This window comes from Autumnicola edwardsiae (assembly GCF_031846505.1).
GTDB lineage: Bacteria > Bacteroidota > Bacteroidia > Flavobacteriales > Flavobacteriaceae > Autumnicola > Autumnicola edwardsiae.
The window spans coordinates 15,798-38,430 of the sequence record NZ_JAVRHP010000028.1; the positions used below are offsets into that span (position 1 = coordinate 15,798).

Below are 22,633 nucleotides of genomic sequence, written 5' to 3' on the forward strand. Positions count from 1 at the left end.
GGCGTCATGAAGAAAAAGGCTAATTTTGAATTTAACAAATGAGAGTCATCAATATTTGCCGCTTCACCTTGTGAAAAGTTGGAGGACTCTCGTAATCTATAACTACAGGAGGCAAAATACCTTGTAGAAATATCCCAATTAAATAAATTCAGTAAAAACAAAAGTTTTAATGAACAGAAAAGTAATGACAATAGAAAAAGCAAAAAGTAAATTGCCGATAAAAGAGGGCTTTAGAATATTAAGTTTCATTTTTGCGGCCATCCTTGTAAGTGCGTGCTCCAGTACAATTAATTTCCCTAATTCTCAAGTAGTTCCTGCCGCCGAGGCAAAACTTAAGGTAGAGAAGAACGACAATAATAACTTTGAACTAGAACTGGACGTAGAAAATATGGCGCAACCCGACAGACTTACTCCTGCCCGAAGAAATTATGTAGTCTGGATGGAAACGGAGAGCCACGGGACGATCAATATTGGAAATTTAAGGATAAACAGGAAGAACAGCGGTGAACTACGTGCCGTTACACCTTATAAGCCTATTCGGGTTTTTATTACGGCAGAAGATCGCCAGGATGCAATAACTCCGTCTACACAGGTTGTTCTTAATTCTGAGGAATTTGACGCAGATTAGCATTTAGGGCTATTTTTGGATGATGGTCTTAAAATGTCAATTATTGGCAGGCTGAAAATTATTTGGCACCCTTTTTCTGATTTAAATAAAAGAAAATGATTAGTGATTCTTTTAGTTCACTGGTGCCAAAAAATTAAAATTCGTTTTCTACATCTTCAAAATAATTAACCAGCAAGGCAACAACATAACTGTAGCTCCTTAAACCTTCAGATTGGTTGTTTACGATCAGATAGCGGTTGTAGATGATCTGAAACATTGGCTCAAACGGATTTTTGTGTGCCACCCAAAATTCTTCAACTTCCCTGTAATTCGCTAAAATTCCGGGATTCATTGTTGCTATTAATTCTTCTGAAAGGGCCTTGTCCCTCCGGTATAATTCATGTAGACAATAACGAAGCGCAAATGTAAATCCTGAATATCTGAAATAAGGATCTGGATGGTTCATTGTGACGAGGCAGGCTATAAAATTTGCTTCATTTTCTTTCGCAAATCCAAGCTGATGGCCAAGTTCATGACTGGCTGTTGTAGGGATTTTGTAAGGCACAATATACGTGTTCACCTGTGCTTCATTGGTAAGCGGATTAAGATATCCATTAAAGCCCATGTAAGACAAAGGCATACTGTAAAGAGAAGATTTCAGGCTTTCTCCGCTGTAGGCAAGTTCGGGGAATTCGGTGCTTACGCTCTCATAACCTTCAATCGTCTTATCAAAAAGCTGCCGCGTGTTATAGGGAATTTCAATTTTTACCGAATCGTTTTCAGCAAGTTCAGCATGAATTTGGTTAGAACGGGCTATAAGGCTTTTGGTGAGGGTGATTAGCTTTTCTGTAGTGTATTCATTTTCAATTTCCAGCGAGCGGTGCAATGGCAAACGGTAATAATTATAACCCCAAAAAAGGTTAAAACAGGCGTATATTATAGATAGACTCGCAAAAGCTTCTATCAGCCATTTCCTGGGGTTACGAAAGCGCTCTTTTATCCGGATGACAATCCACCGTATTAAGAGAATTACCAGAAAACCATAAAGCAGGTCGCCAAGGGAAAAAGGTGCTATTCCCAGGGAAATCCTCATGATACTGGAAATTTCAGGATAGAGAAAATTACTGTACCACTTTTCAATAAAGAGGGGGTAAGCAGATAAAATTTTAATTAAGATGATCTGCAGGGGTAGCAATAAAGCAAGAACTAAAGTTGTTTTTCTCTTCACAGACTGATATTACGATTTTTATAACTTTTCAAATTTTCGAACCTAAGCAATTACCAATACATTTGTGAATATACCAAAATATTAAGATTATGAACGAAGAAATAAGAGACTTAGAACCTCATGAATTATGGAAAAATTTTGCAGACCTGAATGAAGTTCCAAGGGCTTCAAAGAAAGAAGAGCAGGTAATAGAATTCATTAAAAACTTCGGAAATAACCTTAACCTGGAAACATTGGTAGATGATACCGGAAATGTGGTAATAAGGAAACCTGCCACTGCCGGATTGGAAGATAGAAAAACCGTAGTACTCCAATCCCATCTTGATATGGTTCACCAAAAAAACAGCGATACCAAATTCGATTTTGACACCCAGGGCATAGACATGTATGTGGACGGCGACTGGGTGCGGGCAAAAGGAACCACACTTGGAGCCGATAACGGTCTTGGTGTGGCCACAATAATGTCAATTTTGGAGAGTAAGGAAATTGAGCATCCGGCATTGGAAGCTCTTTTTACTGTAGATGAAGAAACCGGAATGACCGGGGCAAAAGGCCTTGACCAAAATTTACTGAAAGGAGAAATCCTGCTTAACCTGGATACCGAAGAAGATGATGAAATTGGAATAGGTTGTGCCGGGGGAATTGATATTAGCGCCGTAAGGGAATATGAACTGGAACATACGCCAGAGAATTCTGTGGGTTACCTTATAAGCGTAAAGGGGCTGAAAGGAGGACATTCCGGTATGGATATCGACAAAGGTCTTGGGAACGCAAACAAATTGATTACCCGTGTACTTTATGATTCTTTTCGGGACTACGGGTTACGGTTATCTACACTAAAAGGCGGCGGGTTACGTAATGCCATTCCGCGTGAGGCTGAAGCTGTTGTGGTGGTAGATAAATCTGATATAGAAACTTTTCTCAATGAGAATCTGATGTTGATCGATGACATTAAAGCAGAATATAAAAGCCTGGAGCCAAACCTGGAGATAAGTATTTCTGAAGCTGACGTGCCGGAGCAGGTAATGAAAGTTGAAGATCAGCAGGATTTACTGAAAGCGGTTTCTACGGCACACAATGGTGTGTATAGAATGAGCCCTGAAATTGAAGGGTTGGTGGAAGCATCCAATAATATAGCACGAATTTCTGTTGAAGAGGGTAGAATAGAAGTGAACTGCCTTACAAGATCGTCTGTAGAATCTTCCCGAAATGATCTTTCCAACGGTGTGGAGGCTGCTTTTGAACTTGCAAAATTCAAAGTAAAACTTTCTGGGGAATATCCCGGCTGGGCACCAAACAGGGAATCTGAAATATTGAAAGTGGTGGATAAGACTTATGAAAAACTTAATGGAGAAAAAGCCAAAGTTGAAGCCTGCCATGCAGGATTGGAATGTGGAATAATAGGAAATCAATATCCGCAAATGGACATGGTTTCTTTTGGACCTACAATAAGAGGTGCACATTCTCCAGATGAACGTGCAAGCATTTCTTCAGCAAAAAAATATTATAAGCTGGTTCTGGAAGTTCTGAAAAATATTCCGAAGAAATAATAAGTAACTTTTAAGCGAGGTACTGAAAATGGCAATTATCGACCTGTAGTTAAAATGTACTTAGAGAGATTTTAAAAACAAAGAAGCCCCGAATTGGGGCTTCTTTTTTATGAATGAAAAAATCTACTATTCCTGAATATCAGTAATTTCTATCCTGAAAACAAGATCTGTATTTGGTGGAATGGGGCCACGCCCTCTTTCTCCATAAGCCAGATGGCTTGGTATAAAGACCACAGCCTGGTCACCAACGCTCATTTGTTGCAGTGCTTCATTAAAGCCCGGGATCATAGGCGCATCTGGGCCGTACTTGATGTACATTGGGCCGTAACCTCCCTGCGCGGCACGCTGCTCGTTAAAAACACCTAATTCCTGTGCAAGTTCCTCGTTGTTGGTATCAAAATAACCACCGTCTGTAAAGTATCCTTCATATATAACACCTACAGTTTGTCCAATTTCCGGTTTTTCACCATCAGCTTTTTCTTCAAAATAGATTTTAAGTCCGCTGTCCAGTGAATCTGCCTGTTCTTCAATGTTTTGAAGTTCTTGTGCGGTAGCAGCCTTGGCTTCTTCCATCTTTCTCGCAGCTTCCTGTTTTTCAGCTTCTATGTCCTGAAGTCCGGTTTCAAAGGTTTCGGCAGCATCAAAATTTTTAGCTTCTTTTCCTTTTCTTACGATATTCACAGAATTTATCACCACATCTTCCACAGGTTTATCTCTTGCTCCGGTTTCAACCTGGCCAATAGCTTCAACAACATCAAGGCCTTTTACTACTTTACCAAAAACAGTATGTCTTCCGTCAAGGTTAGGAGTAGGGGCCAGGGTAATAAAAAACTGACTTCCATTTGTTCCCGGCCCTGCATTGGCCATAGAAAGTATTCCTTTTTCGTCGTGGCGAAGGCTGTCATTAGTTTCGTCCGGAAAGCGGTAACCAGGCCCTCCTGAACCGGTTCCTGTGGGATCTCCCCCCTGGATAACGAAGCTTTCAATTACACGGTGGAAGATAATTCCGTCATAAAATGGTTTGTCCTTATAAGTGCTGTCCACCTGTGGATTCTCGCCTTCAGCAAGGGAAACAAAACTTCCCACGGTAATTGGAGTTTGTTCAAAATAAAGTTCAGCAACAACAGGACCTTTAGAAGTGTTAAATTCTGCATACAGTCCATCCTCTAAATCCGGATACTCCTCATTACAGGATAAAAGGGAAAGTGCTATTGCAAATAAAAATAATAAGTTCGGTTTTTTCATTTTTTAATTATTGGTTTCGTTATCTGTTTCGGTTTCTATTGAATGTAAAGTTACTTTTGTTTTAAGCGGAACGTTGGTCCCAATTCTCTCCTGGTCGCCATAATATCCAAATGCCTGGAAAGAAGGAAACAGAAAAGTTACTGTTTCTCCTTCTTTCATTAACTTGAGTCCTTCCCTAAGGCCGCGAAAAAGCTTTTCCTGATCCATGGCATATTCTCTTGTAGGTTTTTCCCCTTCAGCATAAATGGGCTGGCCATCTAAACTTGAAATGCTGTAGTCAAAAACCACAATATCACCAAATTCCGCAGTTGTAGTATTTGTGGAATCTGTTGATTTCTGATTGTAATAATACCAGAAACCGTTGCTGGAAGTGATATAATCGTTCGTTGAATCCTGCTCGATAAGCTGTTGGATCGTTGCCTCTTCCTGATTAAGTAAATCTCTGTTGCGTTGTGCAGATTCATTAATGTAAGAGCCGGATCTTTGTGCTACAGGGTACCTTGCTTCGGGAGATTTACACGAAGCCAGGACAAATACAAGTAGTGCCAAAAATTTCAGTTTCATAAAGATAATTCCTTTGTATATTCCGGCAGAATCTGGTTAAACCTTACCACAGTGTCATTAAGGGACAAATCACTTTTCCCTCCGGCCGCATTGGTGTGCCCGCCGCCATCAAAATGCTTTCTTGCAAAATCATTTACAGAAAAGTCTCCTTTAGAACGAAATGAGATCTTTATCATATTTTCTGCCCGGTGTTCTATAAAAATTGCGGCAAAAACTATTCCTGAAAGGGACAGCCCGTAATTCACAAAACCTTCTGTATCTCCTTTTTGAAAATTTTTTCTGTCAAGCTCTTCTTGGGACAGCGTGATATAGGCCGTCCGGAGATGTTGGTTTACTTTTAAATTCTGAAGGGCAACACCAAGCAACTGCAATCCATTTTCAGAATTGGTATCGAATACGTTATTATGAATGGTGGAATTGTCGGCTCCTTTTTCAATTAAATCTGCTACCACACGATGTGTGTCACTGGTGGTAGAGCTAAACCTGAAGGAACCTGTATCTGTCATTATGCCGGTGTAGAGGCAGGTGGCAATTTCAGGAGTAATATTCTTAACAGCCCGTAGTTTTTCTATAAAGTGATAAACCATCTGGCAGGTAGAGCTCATAGTCGCATCGCTATAGGTGTAATGAGCATATTTTGCAGGTTCCTGGTGATGGTCGATCATGATAAAAATAGCTTCAGATTCCTCCAGCCGCTCAAACATTAAGCCCGAGCGTGAAAGTGTATTGAAATCCAGAGTGAAGATTATTTCTGCCTCTTCAATTAATTTATTCGATTTTTCCTGATTGCTTTCGTAAATTATCACTTCTTCATTTCCAGGAAGCCATTTTAAAAAATGTGGATAATCGTTAGGTGCGATTACGTGCGCATTGTGACCTTTTTCCTTGAGGAAGTGCCATAAGGCCAGCGTAGAACCCATTGCGTCCCCGTCTGGCCCCTTGTGCGGGACAATAACAATATTACTGGCTCTTGAAAGCTCTGCGGTTATTTCTAGTATATTTTGTTCAATCATACCTGGTTGTAAAGATACCATTAATTAGATTTCACTAATAATTGCACCTTCTTTTTTTGATTTTAACAAAGCAACAAAAAATGAGCATTATATTTATTCTTTTCTGCCTTTTTCTGAAGCAAGCTCTTTATTATACCGGAGATTTGCCAAAAATAATAGCGGTTAAAAAAGCATTAGCCAATATAAAAGAGATTTGACCTTGTAATTGTTGTGAATTGCCTATTTTTGCAGCAAATTTTAAAAAAACAAAAATGGCAGGAAATAAAACGTTTACCATGCTAAAGCCAGATGCTGTTGAAAACGGGCATATTGGTGCGATTTTAGAACAAATCACAGCTTCAGGGTTTAGAATAGTAGCAATGAAGCTTACGCAAATGACAAAAGCTGATGCTGAAAAATTCTACGATATCCACAAGGAGCGTCCTTTCTTTGGAGAATTAGTAGAATTTATGACCCGCGGGCCTATAGTTGCGGCTATTCTTGAAAAAGAGAATGCAGTTGAAGATTTTAGAACCCTTATTGGGGCTACAAACCCAGAGGAGGCTGCTGAAGGAACTATTAGAAAGAAATATGCTGCTTCTATTGGTGAGAATGCCGTGCATGGAAGTGACAGTGATGAAAATGCCGAAATTGAAGGCTCTTTTCATTTCGCCGGAAGGGAAAAGTTTTAATTTCTGAATAAAATATTTAAGAAAGCCATCGGGAAACCGGTGGCTTTTTTTTATTCAGAAAAGTTTTTAATTATAGAAGAAAATCCCAATAACCGGAGGAAGCTGAGAATGTATGAAGGTCGAAAATTGCCAATTTTTGACCTTCTATTGGTTAAACAAGAATTCGTCAGTTTTACTAAACCATTTATTAAAGCTTCTAAATTTGTCCCTGTCTACTATGTGAATCTTTTAATTATTGTAGGAATCACAAAAATTTGAAGTATTTTGTAGAGAAATTTTATTTTTTATGTGTATTTAATAAATATTTAACAGTTGTAGAGGATTTTCTCCCCCGCTCAGCATGTATATTTATATTCCCCCCCGATATTTATTAACCATTCTAATTTATTAATGATGAAAAGACCAATTATTAAGGTGCGGCATTCTGATGTTACACCAAATGGAGGCAGTGCGTCCCGCCGCAAATTTTTGAAACTGGGAGGCCTGGCTCTTGCCGGAGGTAGTTTATTACTTTATTCCTGTAGTGAGGAAGAATTGTCCCAACAAGAAGATATTCTTGGAAGAGACGCCAACGGCGGGGATGCCTTTAATTTAGGAACAGGAGATTTGGCTATTTTAAATTACGCTTATATTCTGGAGCAGCTGGAAGCAGCCTTTTATACCAGGGTCTTGGAAGGTTCCTATTGGGAGTCGGCCGATCCGGTAGAAAAGCTTTATTTAGAAGACCTTCAGGCTCACGAAGTAATCCATAGAGAATTCTTTAAAACTGTTTTAAGTGCAACATTTTCATCAGAGGAAGTTGCGCCAGATTTAGAATTCGATTTTAGTACTATAGACTTTAGTGATCGAGATTCCGTTTTGGGAACTTCAATTGTTTTGGAAGATACAGGGGTTTCAGCATACAATGGGGCAGGAGATCTCATTGAAAATCCTGCATACCTGGTGGCTGCGGGAAAAATAGTTTCAGTAGAAGCCAGGCACGCTTCAGCTTTACGATCCATTTACTTACCGGGATTTACAGAATTTGCGGGTGATGATATTATAGATGAAAACGGGCTGGACCTTGTAGCAGAACCAAAGGATGTGTTAGACACCGTGGTTTCTACCGGCTTTATAGAAAATGAATTAATCTATAACAACATTCCCAACGGATAATTGTTTCAACAAAAAAAAATAGTATTATGGATATTTTAAACTTTTTAAACGAATTTACCTCGCACGACCTTGTTGAGAAAAGCTCCTCTAGGCGTCAAATGCTTGGAACTTTTGGATCTTTGGGAAAAAAAGCAGCTTTAGCGGCAATACCTTTTGGCCTTGCCACCAGCAAAGCAAAGGCTGCAACGCAAACTAATGAAGCTATTAGTGCTCTGCAACTGGCCCTGACCCTGGAGTACCTGGAAGCCGATTTTTATATAAAGGCACTGGATTCGGGTGTATTGCCTTCAGGAAGACCGGAGGCTGTTTATATGCAAATTTCTAAACATGAGACTGCGCATGTGAATTTTCTAAAGGCCGGGCTGGGCGATGCTGCATTTGATTCTCCCGATTTTGATTTTACCGCGGGTGGGGCGTTCGATCCTTTTAATCCAAACAATGATGCTGCTTATGCGCAGCTTCTTGTTCTTGCTCAGGCTTTTGAAGATACTGGCGTAAGAGCTTATAAAGGACAGGCAACCAATTTAATGGGTACAGCCTTTTTGCAACCTGCTCTGCGTATCCACTCTGTAGAGGCGAGACATGCTGCTGAAGTGAGAAGATTAAGGGCTGCTTTTCTTGGTGATCCCCTTAATGAGAACCTTCTTCCGTGGATAACATTGGATAACAGAGGACCTGGTATGCCTGCTGTTACACAACCTGTTTATGACGGGGAACAAAATGTTGTCCAGGCGGGATTAGATCTAACTACTGTCACAAATTTTGATGCAGTCTCTATTTCGCAGGCTTATGATGAGCCAATCTCCGGAGAGGTTGCAATTCAAATTGCCAGTTTGTTTTTTGACAGTTGTGATAAGTGTCCGTCTTTTTAGTAAGATATAATTAAGTTCACACTTAAAGAAATACTTTCTCCCCCGGGAAAGTATTTTTTCATAAACGGCAATATTCCCTAAAAGTAAAATTGTAAGCCAAAAAAAAATCATTCCCGATTTTACAGTTTTCTGTCCCTTCTTTTATTTCCGGGCTTTTCCAGTCATGGGTACAAAGTTTACGAGCAAAAGGATCTTTTCTTTATAAGTATTCTCTCCGGTCCTTGTAATAAGCACCAGTTCCTGAGATCTTCGACCTACAGGAGCCAATAGCCGGCCGCCAATTTTAAGCTGTTCTTTTAAGGTTTGTGGTACTTCGGGCGGGGCTGCGGTAAGAATAATAGCATCAAAAGGAGCATTTTCAGGCCAGCCTTTATAACCGTCAGCATTGCGGGTGTGGATATTTTTTACACCAGAATTATTAAGGTTCTTGACAGCAAACTTATGTAGCCATTCAATAATTTCTATACTGTAAATTTCTTTTGCCAACTTTGAAAGTACAGCGGCATTATAGCCACAACCTGTGCCAATTTCCAGTACTTTTTCATGAGGCTGCAGTTGCAGGTGCTGTGCCATATAGGCAACAATGTAAGGTTGACTTATCGTTTGTCCTTTTCCAATTGGCAGCGGCCCGTCATCATAAGCTTTGTGCTTCATGTCATCAGGAATAAAATCAATTCTGTCTATTTCACTCATGGCCTGAAGTACCTGCGGATTATAGATGCCTCTTTTCTCCAGTTGCAGTCTAATCATTTCTTCTTTTGAAGTATTCATCTTTTGATTTTTGGAAAAGGAATTACTTAAAGATAAGAAATCTACATGGTTTACCTGAGGAATCTTCCGGTATTACTTTATGATCAAAATAGGCCTGCAAGCTTATTCTGAATTTCAAAAAATGACTTAATTACCAGGGCTTAGAAATTTTTCCTGTAGATTTTTAAGTAAAAGTATTAGTAGCCGTGGTATTGGTTCTTATAAACTTTTCAACTATTTTTTCACAATAAATCTGACTTTTTGCTCCTTAATGATTGTTATCATTTTAAGTTTTAAGTCTAACGAAGTACCAGCTTTTTCACAAGCTCCCGCCCAAGTTCTTTATTTAGCATTTTGACAATTTTTTCCTTTCCATAGCTCAATTCCTCACGTAAAACAGAAGAGCTTAGCTGTATGTATAGGGTAGAACCTTCCAATTTTATGGCCGTAGTATATTTTTGAATGGCAGGTCCCATTTGCTGATTCCAGACATCCTTAACTGTCACTTTATCCAGTCCTTTTTGCAGCTTATTGTGATCTACAAATTCCTGTAGCACCTCACTAATACTCATATTTTCATTGCTCCGCTTCTTCATTTGTGGTGACATTTATAGGTTTGTATTTATTGTAATGGTAAATAACTCCTTCAGGATTTAGAATTCTCATTCTATCTTCTTCGGCAGAAATGACAGTCTCCTTCCAGGTGGCATAGGGAGTTTTGTAGTATAGCCGTAAACTGTCCTTTTCTACAATGGCTTTAATTTCTTCAGTCGTCCCGGCGACAATAGAAGTGCCGTTAAATTTTGGTTTTACTTTTCTCCTAAAGCCTTTTTCTTGTTGAAGCTCAATATAATCGATATATGGACTCATAGAGTATTCTTTTACAGAGTCTTCAGCAAATTCCACTTTATCAATTTCCCAGTATCCCGAAAGATACTGCAGCTGCTCTTTTGGATCTTTCTTTTTACAGCTTAAAAGCACAAACCCCAGGAGTAAAAACGACCAAATTTTTTTCAAAGCTTAAATATTTTGTAGGATTGGTTACTTTCTTTTACCACCTTTTCTGTTCTGTCTGCATGGGTGTCGCTAATAAATATCTGCCCAAGCTCATTAGTGGCAACCAAAGCAACAATATGGGAAACCCGTTGCTCATCCAGTTTATCAAAAATATCATCCAAAAGTAAAATGGGATTTACCTTTCTTATAGCTTTTATAAAATCGAACTGCGCCAACTTAAGGGCCACTAAAAATGATTTTTGCTGCCCCTGGGAACCAAATTTCTTAATAGGATGTCCTTCAATCTCAAAACTTAGATCATCTTTATGAATGCCGACGCTGGTGTACTGCAGCGCCATGTCCTTTTGAAGGTTATCTTCCAGTAATTTACTTAAATCCTGATCGAATAACTGACTTTTATAACTAATATTTACAGGTTCTCTATTGTTGGTAATATCGCCATACCTTTTGTTGAAAATCGGAATAAATTCCGAGAGAAAATTCTTCCGTTTTTCGAACAGATCCTGCCCAAGTTCAGAAATCTGCATGTTATAAACCTCCAGCGTATCGCGGTCAAACGAATTATTGGCCGCAAAATATTTAAGTAAAGAATTCCTTTGCGAGATAAGCTTATTGTATTGCAGAAGATAGTTGAGGTAAATAGTATCGCTTTGGGAAATCACGCCGTCAATAAATTTCCTGCGGGTGTCACTGCCTTCAATAATTAAATCCCTGTCTGCGGGAGAAATAATAACAGTGGGAATAAAACCGATATGATCACTAAATTTCTCGTAAGGCTTATTATTGCGCTTAATCACCTTTTTTTGTCCGCGTTTGGCGCTTACGAGAATATGCTCTTCCTTATTATTTTTCTCAAACTCCCCTTCCACAACAAAAAAATCAGAATTATGGTTAATATTCTGACTGGTGATAGGATTAAAATAGCTTTTTCCAAAGGAGAGGTGATAAATACTATCCAGAACGTTAGTTTTCCCAACGCCATTATGTCCCACCAGGCAATTAATCTTTGCATCAAACTCAAATGTAACCGAATCCAGGTTTTTGTAATTGAGTAAGGATAGTTGTCTTAAAAACATAAAATACTGTAAATCAGCTATTTTTTAGTATGAAAATTGTAGTTTTTCGCACTGCGAATGACCCGAAAATATCGAAAAAATACAAATAAATTCTCTTTTAATTTTGAATAAAAATTCTATTTTTGCCACGCATTAAACAGACGATATGGCAACATACAAGAAAAGAGGCTATAAACCTTCGAATAAAGATGAAGAAAAAAAACATGTAGAGGAAGAATCTACAACAGCAGAAGTTTTTAATTCTCTTGATGAAGGTGCCGGCAGGACAGAAACCTGGGTGGCCGAGAACCAAAAATATATTTACATTATAGTAGGTGTGGCCATAATTGCTGTCCTGGGCTATTTAGGCTATGAACGGTTTGTACAGGAACCAAGAGAAGCCGAGGCAGCCAATGAGATGGCACAGGCACAAAGTTACTTTTCCCGCGCCCTTAATTCTACTGGAGCACAGAGCGATTCGCTTTACACAATGTCTTTAAATGGCGGGGAAGGAAAATATGGTTTTGCTGAAATCATAGAGAACTACAGTGGTACAGCTGCAGCGAACATCGCTAAATACCATGCCGGATTTGCAAGTTTACGTACTGGTAGTTACCAGGAAGCAATAGGTTATCTTGAGGATTATAATGCAGATGATCAAATTACCGTGGCCCTTGCTAAGGGAGGGATAGGAGATGCTTTTATGCAGTTGAACCAGCCCGAAGAAGCTTTAGATTATTATGCTGAAGCTGCTTCTATGAGATCAAATTCATTCACCACCCCAAAATTCTTGCTGAAAGCAGCTATTACAGCTTTGGAGTTAAACCAGGCTGAAGATGCAGAAGAGTTCCTTAACAGGATCAAGGAAGAATATCCCGATACTCCTGAAGCAGACCAGGTGGCGATCCATATGGGCCGCGCTCAGGCAATGAAATAATTACATTATGGCTACTGAAGGAAATAACCTGTCAGAATACGATAAAACAACAATCCCAAACGCGACTAATTTTCGGTTTGGGATTGTTGTTTCAGAATGGAATGAGAAAATTACGGAGGGTCTCTTTAAGGGTGCTTTTGAGGCACTAAAGGAGCACGGTGTGGTTAATGAGAAAATTGTTCGCTGGAATGTTCCGGGAAGTTTTGAACTTATTTACGGTTGCAAAAAAATGCAGCAAAGTTATGATATGCTTGATGCTATAATTGCCATAGGAAGTGTTATACAGGGTGAGACAAAGCATTTTGATTTTGTTTGTGAAGGTGTGGCCCAGGGAATTAAAGATTTAAATGTTCAGAATGATATTCCTGTGATATTTTGTGTTTTAACAGACCAAAATATGCAGCAGGCTATAGATCGCTCTGGTGGGAAGCATGGCAATAAGGGGACAGAAGCTGCGATCGCAGCAATTAAAATGGCCCAGCTTCGGAAGGATGCCCGTTTTTAATGATTAGTGAAGAGTAAAAACACGCACTGAACCATAAACCATAAACCATAAACTATGAATCTGAAACCTCCTACGGCCACTCAGAACCTTAAACTTTAAACCTGAAACCCTTTTACCGTCTGCCTTCGGAACCTTAAGCTTTAAAACTTTTAACCTTCAACTGTTAAGGAAGCGGCATCATTCTTGCTAATTTTAATTTTACTCAGTATAGCCTCGTAATTTAGGAGCTTTTTGAGTAAATTTGAAGTACCACCATATAAATTTCCAAATTTTGAAAGTCAATTTTTTAAATAGTAAGAAGAACGCCCGCTATAACTACACTCCCCGGTATTATAAAGGGAAAGAGACGGGTAATATTTACAACTTTGATTCGAAATTCAACAAGTACAAGGAAGCTACAAACGCTATAGATTTTGGATCCCAATGGTCTGAAGTCAGAAAATCCAGCAGGACCCGGGGCAACAGGGAAATCAATAAAAGAGTTGTTTATATTATACTGGTTCTGGTTTTTATATTTCTTTGGATTATAGATTTCGATTTGTCGATTTTTTCGAATGCACGTTAAATGGCCGATTTTATTCAACTTTTACCAGATCACGTAGCGAACCAGATAGCCGCGGGAGAAGTGGTTCAACGTCCTGCATCAGTCATTAAAGAATTACTCGAGAACGCTATAGATGCCGGTGCGACACATATCCAGGTCGTAATAAAAGATGCAGGAAAAACTCTGATCCAGGTGGTGGATGACGGGAAAGGAATGAGCCTTACCGATGCCAGGATGAGTTTTGAGCGCCACGCGACTTCAAAAATTAAAGCGGCGGAAGATCTGTTTAGCTTGAAGACTAAAGGTTTTAGGGGAGAGGCATTGGCTTCTATTGCGGCAATTGCACACGTTGAACTGAAAACAAAAACAGAAGAAGAGGAAGTAGGGACCTGTATTAAAATTGAAGGCAGTACGATAAGCTCTCAGGAACCTTGTGTTAATCCACAGGGAACATCTCTTTGCGTAAAGAACCTTTTTTACAACATTCCCGCCAGAAGAAATTTCTTAAAGTCTGATGCAGTGGAATTACGGCATATTATCGACGAATTTCAACGGGTAGCACTGGCGCATCCCCACATCAGTTTTTCCCTTCACCATAATGGGAGTGAACTTTTTCAGCTTCCTGATACAAATTACAGGCAGCGTATCACAAATATTTTCGGCGGAAAAACTAATGAAAAGCTGGTTCCGGTGAATGAGGATACCGAAATTGTGAAAATTTCGGGCTTCGTTGGAAAACCCGAGTTTGCGAAACGCAGCCGGGGGGAGCAGTTCTTTTTTGTAAATGATCGATTTATCAAAAGTCCGTACCTTAATCACGCTGTTGTCGCTGCTTTTGAAGGTTTATTAAAGGATAAAGCTTATCCCAGCTACTTTCTTTATCTGCAGGTAGATCCAAAAAGTATAGATATAAATATCCATCCCACCAAGACCGAAATAAAGTTTGATGATGAGCATTCGCTTTACGCAATGCTGCGCAGTGCCATAAAACATAGCCTGGGACAGTTTAATGTTGCGCCGGTCCTTGATTTTGATCGTGATGCCGAACTGGATACTCCTTATTCCTATAAAAACAGAAATGCAGAAACTCCCGGTGTAGAGGTAGACCGTAATTTTAATCCGTTTCAGAATGAAGGAACAACTGCTTCAAACTATTCGCAGGGAAAGGCTTCATATAAAAAAGAATTCAGTCCATCGTGGGAAAGTCTTTATTCAGGAGTAGAAAACGAGGAAAACGGAAATGCCGGGCTTGGTCAGGTAGAATTTGAAAGCGAAGAAGTTACAGGAAGCCTCTTTGATGCCCGGGAAGAAAAACCTGAAGCGTCCACCTTTCAGCTGCACAAGAAGTATATTGTGAGTACCCTTAAAAGCGGAATTTTGGTTATTGATCAAAACCGCGCACATAGCAGAATACTTTATGAAGAATTACTGAAAAATATAACAATTTCAGCAGCTGTGAGTCAGCAATTATTATTTCCTTTGAAACTGCAGTTTAGTACACACGAAGTGGGGATGCTTAAAGAGATTAAAGACTCGCTGGAGCAGACAGGCTTTATATTTTCAGAAATAGAAAAGGATGCAGTCGAGATTACAGGAATTCCTACGCTAATTGCCGAAAGCGAAGTGGGAATGCTCCTGGAGCAATTGTTTTCAGATTTTGAAAATGATGTTCCGGATAACGGATTTTCGCAAACAGACCTTTTGGCAAAGTCGATGGCCAAAAGTATGGCTGTAAAATCGGGCACTGCCCTTAATAACACTGAACAACAGCATATTGCTAATCGATTATTTGCCTGCAAAGAACCAAGTTTAACCCCTTTCAATAAGTCAATATTTATCACATTGACAGTAGACGAACTAGAGAAAAAATTTACTTAAATGGGAAGAATTACCGAAACTGTAAAAGTATTGCTGATCATTAATGTCCTGGTTTTTATCGGCAGTCAGCTTCTTGGTAATTATAGTATTCAGCTCTTTGCGCTATGGTTTTTTAAAAACGAGAATTTTGAAGTATGGCAGTTAGTTACGCATATGTTTATGCATGGCAGCTTTATGCACATCCTTTTTAATATGTATGCGCTTTGGGCTTTTGGTAGCCCCATAGAGCAAATGCTGGGACAAAAAAAGTTTCTTTTCTTCTATTTCTCTTCTGGTTTAGGTGCGATTATTTTACATACTTTGGTAAATTATCTTGCGTATCAAAACGGCTTTAATGAATTGCTTGATGCAGGCTACAGTTCAGGAGAAATTAATGAATGGCTAACTAGTTCTTTTGACAGTATTATGCGTACAAGTCAATACGGAATTCCAAAAGGGGTGGATCAGGGTGCCATAAGTGCAATGATGGAAGCCTACTCAAGTTCTGCCGTTGGCGCTTCGGGTGCAATTTATGGTATTTTGGTAGCCTTTGGGATGATGTTTCCCAATGTGGAACTGTTTTTACTTTTTGTTCCGGTTCCTATCAAGGCAAAATATTTTATTCCTGGTTTAATCGCGCTGGACCTGTTTTCCGGCTTTACAGGTTATTCTCTGTTTGGAGGAGGCATTGCACATTTTGCGCACGTGGGAGGTGCTTTGTTCGGGTTTATAATGATATGGTACTGGAGAAAGAATCAGTTTAATCAAAACCGCTGGGATTAGATGAGGCCATCAGATAAGTTTAAATATAAGATACAGACCGCTACGGTTACAGAGAAACTTATTGCTGTAAATGTGGTGGTTTTCTTGTTGTTCTTTCTTTTCAGGACAATTACTTACTTATTTCAGATACCTTCAGATTTCCTGGTAGAATGGTTTGCATTTCCCAAGGAAGCTGGAGAATTTCTTTTTAAGCCATGGACGATCATCACCTATTCTTTTCTCCACAGCGGGATTTGGCATATCCTGGGAAATATGCTTATCCTCTATTTTTCGGGGATTTATTTTTTAAATTTCTTTTCCCCAAAAAAGCTCCTGAATTATTATTTCCTGGGAGTTATAGTGGGTGCGCTCATTTATATGCTTAGTTATAATCTGTTTCCGGCTTTTCAGGGTACAGCAAGATCTTATCTCATGGGAGCTTCAGCAGGTGTTATGGCAGTTTTAGTAGGGATAGCATCGCATGTTCCCAATATGCGTGTGAGACTGCTTATTCTTGGCAGTATAAAATTCTGGTGGATCGCGGCATTTTTAGTTGCCCTGGATGTTATCCAGATCCCCATGGGTAATGCGGGTGGTCACCTGGCGCACCTGGGAGGAGCTATGCTGGGTTATATTTATACTACCCAGTTGCAGAAAGGCAATGACATTGGGAGCTGGTTTGAAAAAATTATGGACAGCTTTGTAAATCTGTTCAAACCCAGGGAGAAGAAGGCCAGGATGAAAACCGTACACAGGACCACCACCAAAAAGTCTGCAGCAAGATCATCATCCTCTGGTTCACGTAAACGCTCTGGACATCTAAATAAGGACGAAAAACAGAAAAGAATTGATGCTATCCTGGACAAGATTAGTAAAAGTGGCTATGACAGCCTTAGCAAAGCAGAAAAAGATTTCCTTTTTCAGGCTGGAAAAGATGATTAAATGAAGAATCTAAATTGGTTTGATAAATTCATTTTTCTTTTAAATTCGCTCCTCGCAGCGGCTTTGCTGTTTTCCTATCTTTTGCCTTTTATTCCTCCCAACAAGTTTGCCCTGCTATCTGTCTTAAGCCTGGGTGTACCTCTGCTCATTATGATTAATGCAGCTTTTCTGGTTTACTGGTTAGTAAAGCTGAAAAAACAGATTTGGCTGCCAGTGATTACCCTTTTACTGGGCTTTAATCATGTGACTTCCATTTATGAATTTGAAGCTTCTGAAGAGAATGGCGAAGCTGAAGGCCTGGAGGTTATGAGCTATAACGTCAGGCATTTTAGTCAATACCTCAGTACTCCCGAGGAGAGGGAAAATGTGCCAAAAAATATCACCTCTTTTATTGCAGGCGAAGATCCTGATATTGTGGCTTTTCAGGAATATTATAACGGAGAGATAGAGGTTGCCAAGCAATTTCCGTACAAATATATTAAACTGAAAACCGAGAGTGCAGAATTTGGATTAGCTGTTTTTTCCAAATATCCGATTATAAATACTGTCTCTCTCAATTTTGACTCTTCCAGTAATAATAACGGAGTTTATGCAGATATTGTGGTTAAAAACGATACGCTGCGTGTAATCAATATACATCTTCAATCTTTCAGTGTAAAACCAGATATCGGGAATATCGAAAAAGAAAGCTCAAAAAGGGTGTTTTTGGGTATGGGACAAACCTTTGCTATTCAGCAGGAACAGGTAGAGCTGGTGCTGGAGGTAATTAGAAACACGCCATATAAAGTTATAGTTATGGGCGATTTTAATAATACCGCTTATTCTTATATTTACCGAAAGCTTCGTTCTGAAGGTTTTGGGTTAAACGATGCTTATAAAGAAGCAGGTAGCGGCTTCGGAAGAACGTTTGATTTCGATTATTTTCCCTTAAGGATTGATTTTATACTTCCCGATGAGTCTATAGAAGTTTTATCTTTCGAAACGACTGAAGTTTTCTTTTCCGATCACTTTCCCGTAAAGGCCACGCTGTCTTTATTTTCGGAATAAACTCTTTTTATTCTTCCGCTTCTAAATATGCCAAACTATTTGGCCCTTCATTAAACAGAAGGTCGATAATTGACAAATTTGGGATGAAGCCATATTTGGGTTCAAAAACCTGAGGATAGCGGGTATTGCTGAAATTCGTTTTAGATTTTGCATCAACAAGACTACGGAAATCGTAAATATCTTTTGGATGTAAAATATATTCTGAAGTCTTTTGAATTTCAATTTCCAGTTGAAGGCTCTCCAGCACAAATTCCAGGCATGCATAATTAAAGTCCAATAAGTACTTAAATTCCTTGTGGTACAGTGGATGCAGCTCATCTTCGTAAAATTCGAAAAAAGGAGAAGTCTGGTAAGAAGCTTTTAGAGCCCTCCAATGCTGTTTCTGCCATTCAAAATCATTTGCAATAAGAATATCCTTATATTTTTGATGTTTACTCCCTTTAGTGCCCAATCCTAATGAAGAGGAATGTTTTATCGGGATATTCAGCAGCAATTTACCATTGGAGTCGTAGATATACATCCTGTTGCGATACGTTTGCTTCTGATAGTTGTCCTCATTCTCAAAGGTCACTTTATCAGCCTTAACTAGTTGGACGTACTGGGAAACCGGACCAAAATATACAGGATGCAAAAGGATCTCCATGCTTTTCTTAGGAATTATTTCTTCGTTTTCTGAAATAATTAAAGGCAATTAAAACTACCACGATCATAAGAGCATATGGCAGGTAAGAAATTGGAGTTCCCTGTCCGCGTACCGTGGTGAAAACCCGCTCCCATCTAATCTTATTCATAATTCCTGAAGCGTTGGAATCCCAGCTAAACCAAATAAAGACCGGTTTTCCAACCACATGGTTTTCCGGGACAAATCCCCAGTACCTGCTGTCTTCACTGTTATTTCGGTTATCTCCCATCATCCAGTAATAATTTTGTCTGAATGTATAGGAGTTAATTTCTTCTCCATTTAGAAAAACCCGATTTCCGTTTAGGGTAAGAACATTATCCTGCTCCATTTCCAGGCCTTCATAAGTTTCTATAATCCGTTTGTAGAATGGCATTGTTTGTTGATTAATTTCAACGGTAACGCCCTCCTTCGGAATATATACAGGACCCATGTTATCCGAATTCCAGTTAAGCTTATTATTGTTCGGAAAAATAGAAGAAAGCTTTGTTCCTGCGGAATCCACATATCGCTCAATGGAAGCAACATTAGGATGGTTCTTCAGTCTTTGAAAACCTTCCTCTGTGAGCGATCTAATGACGAAGTTATTTGTGTTAGGATCATAACTGTAGCCATCGGTAATATCCAGTTCCTGATACATGTATTGCGGGCTAAAACCCTGCCCTTTTGTTTGCCCAAAATAGGTGTATTGTACTTTTGCGCGACCGGGAAGTTGTAAACGCTCACCGTTAATATGAATTCTTCCATCTACAATGCTCAAAGAATCACCGGGAACACCAACGGCACGCTTTACATAATTCGATTTCTTGTCTATTGGTTTATCATAGTGTCGGTTGGAGCGGTCAAAAAACTGCCTTACCGTATCCACCGGCCAGTTGAAAACCACAATATCGTTCCTTTCGATCTCTTCAAAGGCCGGCAGGCGCATATAAGGGATCTGAGGTTTGTTGAGATATGATTTTATTCCAAAGTAAGGGATAGTATCATGGACCATAGGAAAAGCTACAGCTGTTTTTGGTACTCTGGCACCGTAATGGAATTTACTTACAAAAAGAAAATCTCCCACCAGCAATGTCTTTTCGAGAGAAGATGTGGGGATAGTAAATGGTTGCATCACGTAAGTATGCACTATAGTAGCGGCAATAACAGCAAAAAGGATAGAACTGACCCATTCTCCGGTTGCAGTTCGGGGTTTTAGACTTCTGTCCTGAATATAGGAAACATCAGTAGCATAATTAATATAATAAATATAGAATCCTAATGTTAATATTGCCAGCCAGGTATCTGCAGTAGAGTGACGTCCAAAACTTCTTACGGTTTCCACCCAAATTACAGGAAACATGATAAGGTTTACAACAGGAATAAAAAGTAAAATAACCCACCACCAAGGGCGATTAATGATCTTCATTAATATTACCGCATTGTAAACAGGAATTGCAGCTTCCCATGCCTGTCTTCCGGCTTTTATATAAAGTTTCCAGGTTCCCAAAAAGTGAATTACCTGGATAAAAAGAAAAAACAGAAACCATTCTGTAAACGTCATAACTTAATTGTTTGCTGTTATAGGTGTGCTACTAAACAGAATTGTTACTAAAAAATTATTAGAAAAGGCTTGAAAGCACATCTCTCATTGTAAAGATGCCTTTTTTATCCTTGATCCATTCGGCAGCAATTACTGCTCCAAGTGCAAAGCCCTGCCTGGAATTTGCCATGTGCATAATTTCTATCGTATCAATTTTAGACTTATAGGAAACGGTATGGGTGCCTGGAACGTCTGTTATTCGTTTAGCATATACCGGTACTTCATCCTTGTCTGCATGATCCAGCTGCCAGCCTTTTTTGTTTGGGTTTTCAGCAATAATTTGCTGTGCAAGGCTTATGGCTGTGCCACTGGGAGCATCAAGTTTTTCTGTGTGATGGATCTCTTCTATTTCTACTGCATAATCGTCCAGACCTTTCATCATATGTGCAAGCTTCTTGTTAAGCTCGAAAAATACGTTTACCCCCAGGCTAAAATTGGAAGCATAAATAAAAGCTGTATCCTCTTTTTTACACAGTTCCGTTGCTTTATCATAATCGTCCAGCCATCCCGTTGTTCCGCAAACTACAGGAACTTTATGTTTAAAAGCTGTTGTAATATTCTTATAAGCTGCTTTTGGAATACTAAAGTCTATTGCCGCATCTATTTCTAATCCGTCAAAGTTGTAAGCTTCTATGTCTTCGGAAACCCTTAGCACAATCTCATGCCCTCTGTTAACAGCAATTTCTTCAATTGCTTTTCCCATTTTTCCGTAACCTAAAAGTGCTATTTTCATTAAAATTCAAGATTTAAAGATAATCCGTAATTTGTTTTTCCTGTAAGGCTGTCAAAATCCATCTTTGGTTTAAAAGAAAGATCTTCACTTACGTTAAACTGTTGAAGGTGGGCGTCCACATTCGCATCTATTATGTTAAGGATATAAATGCCGGCTGTTACCAGTATGGAAATTTCTTTATTACGCTGATAAAATTGTTGTGCATCTACCAGCCTGTCCAGGGAAATTCTTCCTGCAAACTCATCCACCCTTCCCGCAAGCCGGTCTTTGTAAGCATCTCTGTACCTGTCGTATTGCTTGTCATTGTCTATATAAAAGTAGACACCGATTCCCAATCCCGCATACGCAATGGGAATTTTCCAGTAGCGGCCATTATATGCCTGGCCCAACCCGGGTAAAATTGCTGAGTAAAAAGCAGCCTTTGCGGGTGCCAGGGGGTTATATGGTTCATAATCTCCAGGATCTGGCAGAGGAGTTTCTGTAAGGCCTCTACGTCCAACAACAAGCGAATCTTCCTGGGCAAAAGTAATTGCGGAAAACATCAGGAAAAAAGCTCCGGTTAAAATGAACGTTTTAATCTTCACTTTGGATGAGCTTTTTAATGCGTTCAAAATCTTCTTCAGACTTAAAGGGAATGGTAAGTTTTCCACTGCCTTTTTTAGTAACTTTTACATCTACCTTAGCACCCAGATATTCTGAAAATTCCTTGACTCCTTTTCTGTAAGCAGTAGCGATAGAAGTAGATTGAGGAGCATTTTTACTCTTAGTGTTTCCCTCCTGCATTTCCCTTACCAGTTTTTCGGTATCTCTTACAGATAACGACTTCTGAAGAATCTTCTCGTAAATATTTAGTTGTAATTGCGGATCGTCAACATTAATTAAAGCGCGTCCATGTCCCATCGTTACAAAGCCATCACGCATTCCCGTTTGGATTATGGGGTCCAGTTTAAGTAGCCTGAGATAATTGGCAATTGTCGACCTGTTCTTTCCCACACGATCACTTAGCTGCTCTTGCGTAAGACTAATCTCGTCCATTAATCGCTGGTAGGAGAGTGCAATCTCGATAGGATCTAAATCTTGTCGCTGAATATTTTCTACCAATGCCATTTCCAGAGATTCCTGGTCGTCGGCAATGCGAATATAAGCCGGAATGGTTTCAAGACCAATCAGTTTGGAGGCGCGATATCTCCGCTCACCAGATACAAGCTGATATTTGTCAAATTCCAGCTTCCGCACTGTAATGGGCTGGATTACCCCTAGTTCTTTTATGGAAGAGGCAAGTTCTTTTAAGGATTCTTCATTAAAACTGGTTCTTGGC

Annotated in this window: 25 protein-coding genes; 12 read left to right on the plus strand and 13 right to left on the minus strand. The window is 39.4% G+C overall.

Annotated features, from left to right (window positions below; translation table 11 throughout):
* Positions 1–169 precede the first annotated feature (169 nt).
* Positions 170–628 carry a hypothetical protein gene (locus tag RM529_RS07235; protein ID WP_311484091.1) on the plus strand — a complete coding sequence of 153 codons (459 nt, stop codon included), beginning with the start codon at positions 170–172 and terminating at the stop codon, positions 626–628.
* A gap of 133 nt (positions 629–761) precedes the next feature.
* Here RM529_RS07235 and RM529_RS07240 read toward each other — a convergent pair whose 3' ends face one another.
* Positions 762–1,835: a DUF3810 domain-containing protein gene (locus tag RM529_RS07240; RefSeq protein ID WP_311484092.1), complete on the minus strand. Its 1,074-nt coding sequence runs from the start codon at positions 1,833–1,835 to the stop codon at positions 762–764.
* Between the two features lie 89 nt (positions 1,836–1,924).
* Between RM529_RS07240 and RM529_RS07245 the strand changes: the two genes are divergently transcribed.
* Positions 1,925–3,385: an aminoacyl-histidine dipeptidase gene (locus tag RM529_RS07245; RefSeq protein ID WP_311484093.1), complete on the plus strand. Its 1,461-nt coding sequence runs from the start codon at positions 1,925–1,927 to the stop codon at positions 3,383–3,385.
* Between the two features lie 126 nt (positions 3,386–3,511).
* On the opposite strand, the gene RM529_RS07250 is transcribed toward RM529_RS07245, so the two are convergent.
* Genes RM529_RS07250 through RM529_RS07260 form a run of 3 tightly spaced genes read right to left on the minus strand, consistent with a single transcriptional unit; the run spans position 3,512 to position 6,207 of the window.
* Entirely contained in the window at positions 3,512–4,630 is a 1,119-nt protein-coding gene (locus tag RM529_RS07250) for a peptidylprolyl isomerase (protein ID WP_311484094.1), read from the minus strand.
* Positions 4,631–4,633: 3 nt separating this feature from the next.
* Positions 4,634–5,194: a gliding motility-associated peptidyl-prolyl isomerase GldI gene (gene gldI / locus RM529_RS07255; protein ID WP_311484095.1), complete on the minus strand. Its 561-nt coding sequence runs from the start codon at positions 5,192–5,194 to the stop codon at positions 4,634–4,636.
* A complete protein-coding gene (locus RM529_RS07260) occupies positions 5,191–6,207 on the minus strand; it encodes a DHH family phosphoesterase (protein WP_311484127.1) in 1,017 nt (338 codons plus the stop codon). Before RM529_RS07260 ends, gldI begins: the two co-directional genes overlap by 4 nt.
* A gap of 251 nt (positions 6,208–6,458) precedes the next feature.
* On the opposite strand from RM529_RS07260, the gene RM529_RS07265 reads away from it, so the two are divergent.
* The 3 genes from RM529_RS07265 to RM529_RS07275 all read left to right on the plus strand — a co-directional run bounded on the left by RM529_RS07265 (position 6,459) and on the right by RM529_RS07275 (position 8,905).
* Positions 6,459–6,878, plus strand: coding sequence for a nucleoside-diphosphate kinase (locus RM529_RS07265; protein ID WP_311484096.1), 420 nt, complete (start codon positions 6,459–6,461; stop codon positions 6,876–6,878).
* Positions 6,879–7,268: 390 nt separating this feature from the next.
* Positions 7,269–8,033: a ferritin-like domain-containing protein gene (locus tag RM529_RS07270; protein WP_311484097.1), complete on the plus strand. Its 765-nt coding sequence runs from the start codon at positions 7,269–7,271 to the stop codon at positions 8,031–8,033.
* A 26-nt stretch (positions 8,034–8,059) separates the two neighbouring features.
* Entirely contained in the window at positions 8,060–8,905 is an 846-nt protein-coding gene (locus tag RM529_RS07275; RefSeq protein WP_311484098.1) for a ferritin-like domain-containing protein, read from the plus strand.
* 141 nt (positions 8,906–9,046) lie between these two features.
* On the opposite strand, the gene RM529_RS07280 is transcribed toward RM529_RS07275, so the two are convergent.
* From RM529_RS07280 to recF, 4 genes are all read right to left on the minus strand, one after another.
* Positions 9,047–9,676 carry a protein-L-isoaspartate(D-aspartate) O-methyltransferase gene (locus RM529_RS07280; RefSeq protein WP_311484099.1) on the minus strand — a complete coding sequence of 210 codons (630 nt, stop codon included), beginning with the start codon at positions 9,674–9,676 and terminating at the stop codon, positions 9,047–9,049.
* A gap of 278 nt (positions 9,677–9,954) precedes the next feature.
* Positions 9,955–10,251 carry a DciA family protein gene (locus tag RM529_RS07285; RefSeq protein ID WP_311484100.1) on the minus strand — a complete coding sequence of 99 codons (297 nt, stop codon included), beginning with the start codon at positions 10,249–10,251 and terminating at the stop codon, positions 9,955–9,957.
* Entirely contained in the window at positions 10,232–10,672 is a 441-nt protein-coding gene (locus RM529_RS07290) for a hypothetical protein (RefSeq protein ID WP_311484101.1), read from the minus strand. The genes RM529_RS07285 and RM529_RS07290 overlap by 20 nt, the downstream gene beginning before the upstream one ends.
* Complete coding sequence (gene recF, locus RM529_RS07295) at positions 10,669–11,748, minus strand: DNA replication/repair protein RecF (RefSeq protein ID WP_311484102.1); 1,080 nt, start codon at positions 11,746–11,748, stop codon at positions 10,669–10,671. The genes RM529_RS07290 and recF overlap by 4 nt, the downstream gene beginning before the upstream one ends.
* A 145-nt stretch (positions 11,749–11,893) precedes the next feature.
* Between recF and RM529_RS07300 the strand changes: the two genes are divergently transcribed.
* The 7 genes from RM529_RS07300 (at position 11,894) to RM529_RS07330 (ending at position 18,321) form a co-directional block, all read left to right on the plus strand.
* Entirely contained in the window at positions 11,894–12,664 is a 771-nt protein-coding gene (locus tag RM529_RS07300; protein WP_311484103.1) for a tetratricopeptide repeat protein, read from the plus strand.
* Positions 12,665–12,671: 7 nt separating this feature from the next.
* On the plus strand, positions 12,672–13,169 hold the full coding sequence (ribH, locus tag RM529_RS07305) for a 6,7-dimethyl-8-ribityllumazine synthase (RefSeq protein WP_311484104.1): 498 nt from the start codon (positions 12,672–12,674) through the stop codon (positions 13,167–13,169).
* 268 nt (positions 13,170–13,437) lie between these two features.
* Positions 13,438–13,734: a hypothetical protein gene (locus RM529_RS07310; RefSeq protein WP_432264526.1), complete on the plus strand. Its 297-nt coding sequence runs from the start codon at positions 13,438–13,440 to the stop codon at positions 13,732–13,734.
* Positions 13,735–15,591, plus strand: a complete 1,857-nt coding sequence (gene mutL / locus RM529_RS07315) for a DNA mismatch repair endonuclease MutL (RefSeq protein WP_311484106.1) — start codon at positions 13,735–13,737, stop codon at positions 15,589–15,591.
* On the plus strand, positions 15,592–16,353 hold the full coding sequence (locus tag RM529_RS07320) for a rhomboid family intramembrane serine protease (protein WP_311484107.1): 762 nt from the start codon (positions 15,592–15,594) through the stop codon (positions 16,351–16,353).
* A complete protein-coding gene (locus tag RM529_RS07325; protein ID WP_311484108.1) occupies positions 16,354–17,274 on the plus strand; it encodes a rhomboid family intramembrane serine protease in 921 nt (306 codons plus the stop codon).
* Positions 17,275–18,321 (plus strand): endonuclease/exonuclease/phosphatase family protein, encoded by a 1,047-nt coding sequence (locus RM529_RS07330; protein ID WP_311484110.1) that lies wholly within the window; start codon positions 17,275–17,277, stop codon positions 18,319–18,321.
* A gap of 7 nt (positions 18,322–18,328) precedes the next feature.
* On the opposite strand, the gene RM529_RS07335 is transcribed toward RM529_RS07330, so the two are convergent.
* The 5 genes from RM529_RS07335 to RM529_RS07355 all read right to left on the minus strand — a co-directional run.
* Positions 18,329–18,964, minus strand: coding sequence for a WbqC family protein (locus RM529_RS07335; RefSeq protein WP_311484112.1), 636 nt, complete (start codon positions 18,962–18,964; stop codon positions 18,329–18,331).
* A 7-nt stretch (positions 18,965–18,971) separates the two neighbouring features.
* Positions 18,972–20,543, minus strand: coding sequence for a signal peptidase I (gene lepB, locus RM529_RS07340; RefSeq protein ID WP_311484114.1), 1,572 nt, complete (start codon positions 20,541–20,543; stop codon positions 18,972–18,974).
* Between the two features lie 58 nt (positions 20,544–20,601).
* Positions 20,602–21,315 carry a 4-hydroxy-tetrahydrodipicolinate reductase gene (gene dapB, locus RM529_RS07345; protein ID WP_311484117.1) on the minus strand — a complete coding sequence of 238 codons (714 nt, stop codon included), beginning with the start codon at positions 21,313–21,315 and terminating at the stop codon, positions 20,602–20,604.
* Positions 21,315–21,899: a DUF5683 domain-containing protein gene (locus RM529_RS07350; protein ID WP_311484120.1), complete on the minus strand. Its 585-nt coding sequence runs from the start codon at positions 21,897–21,899 to the stop codon at positions 21,315–21,317. Before RM529_RS07350 ends, dapB begins: the two co-directional genes overlap by 1 nt.
* The coding region (locus tag RM529_RS07355; protein ID WP_311484122.1) for a ParB/RepB/Spo0J family partition protein at positions 21,889–22,633 on the minus strand (745 nt) is incomplete at its 5' end. The genes RM529_RS07355 and RM529_RS07350, both read right to left, overlap by 11 nt.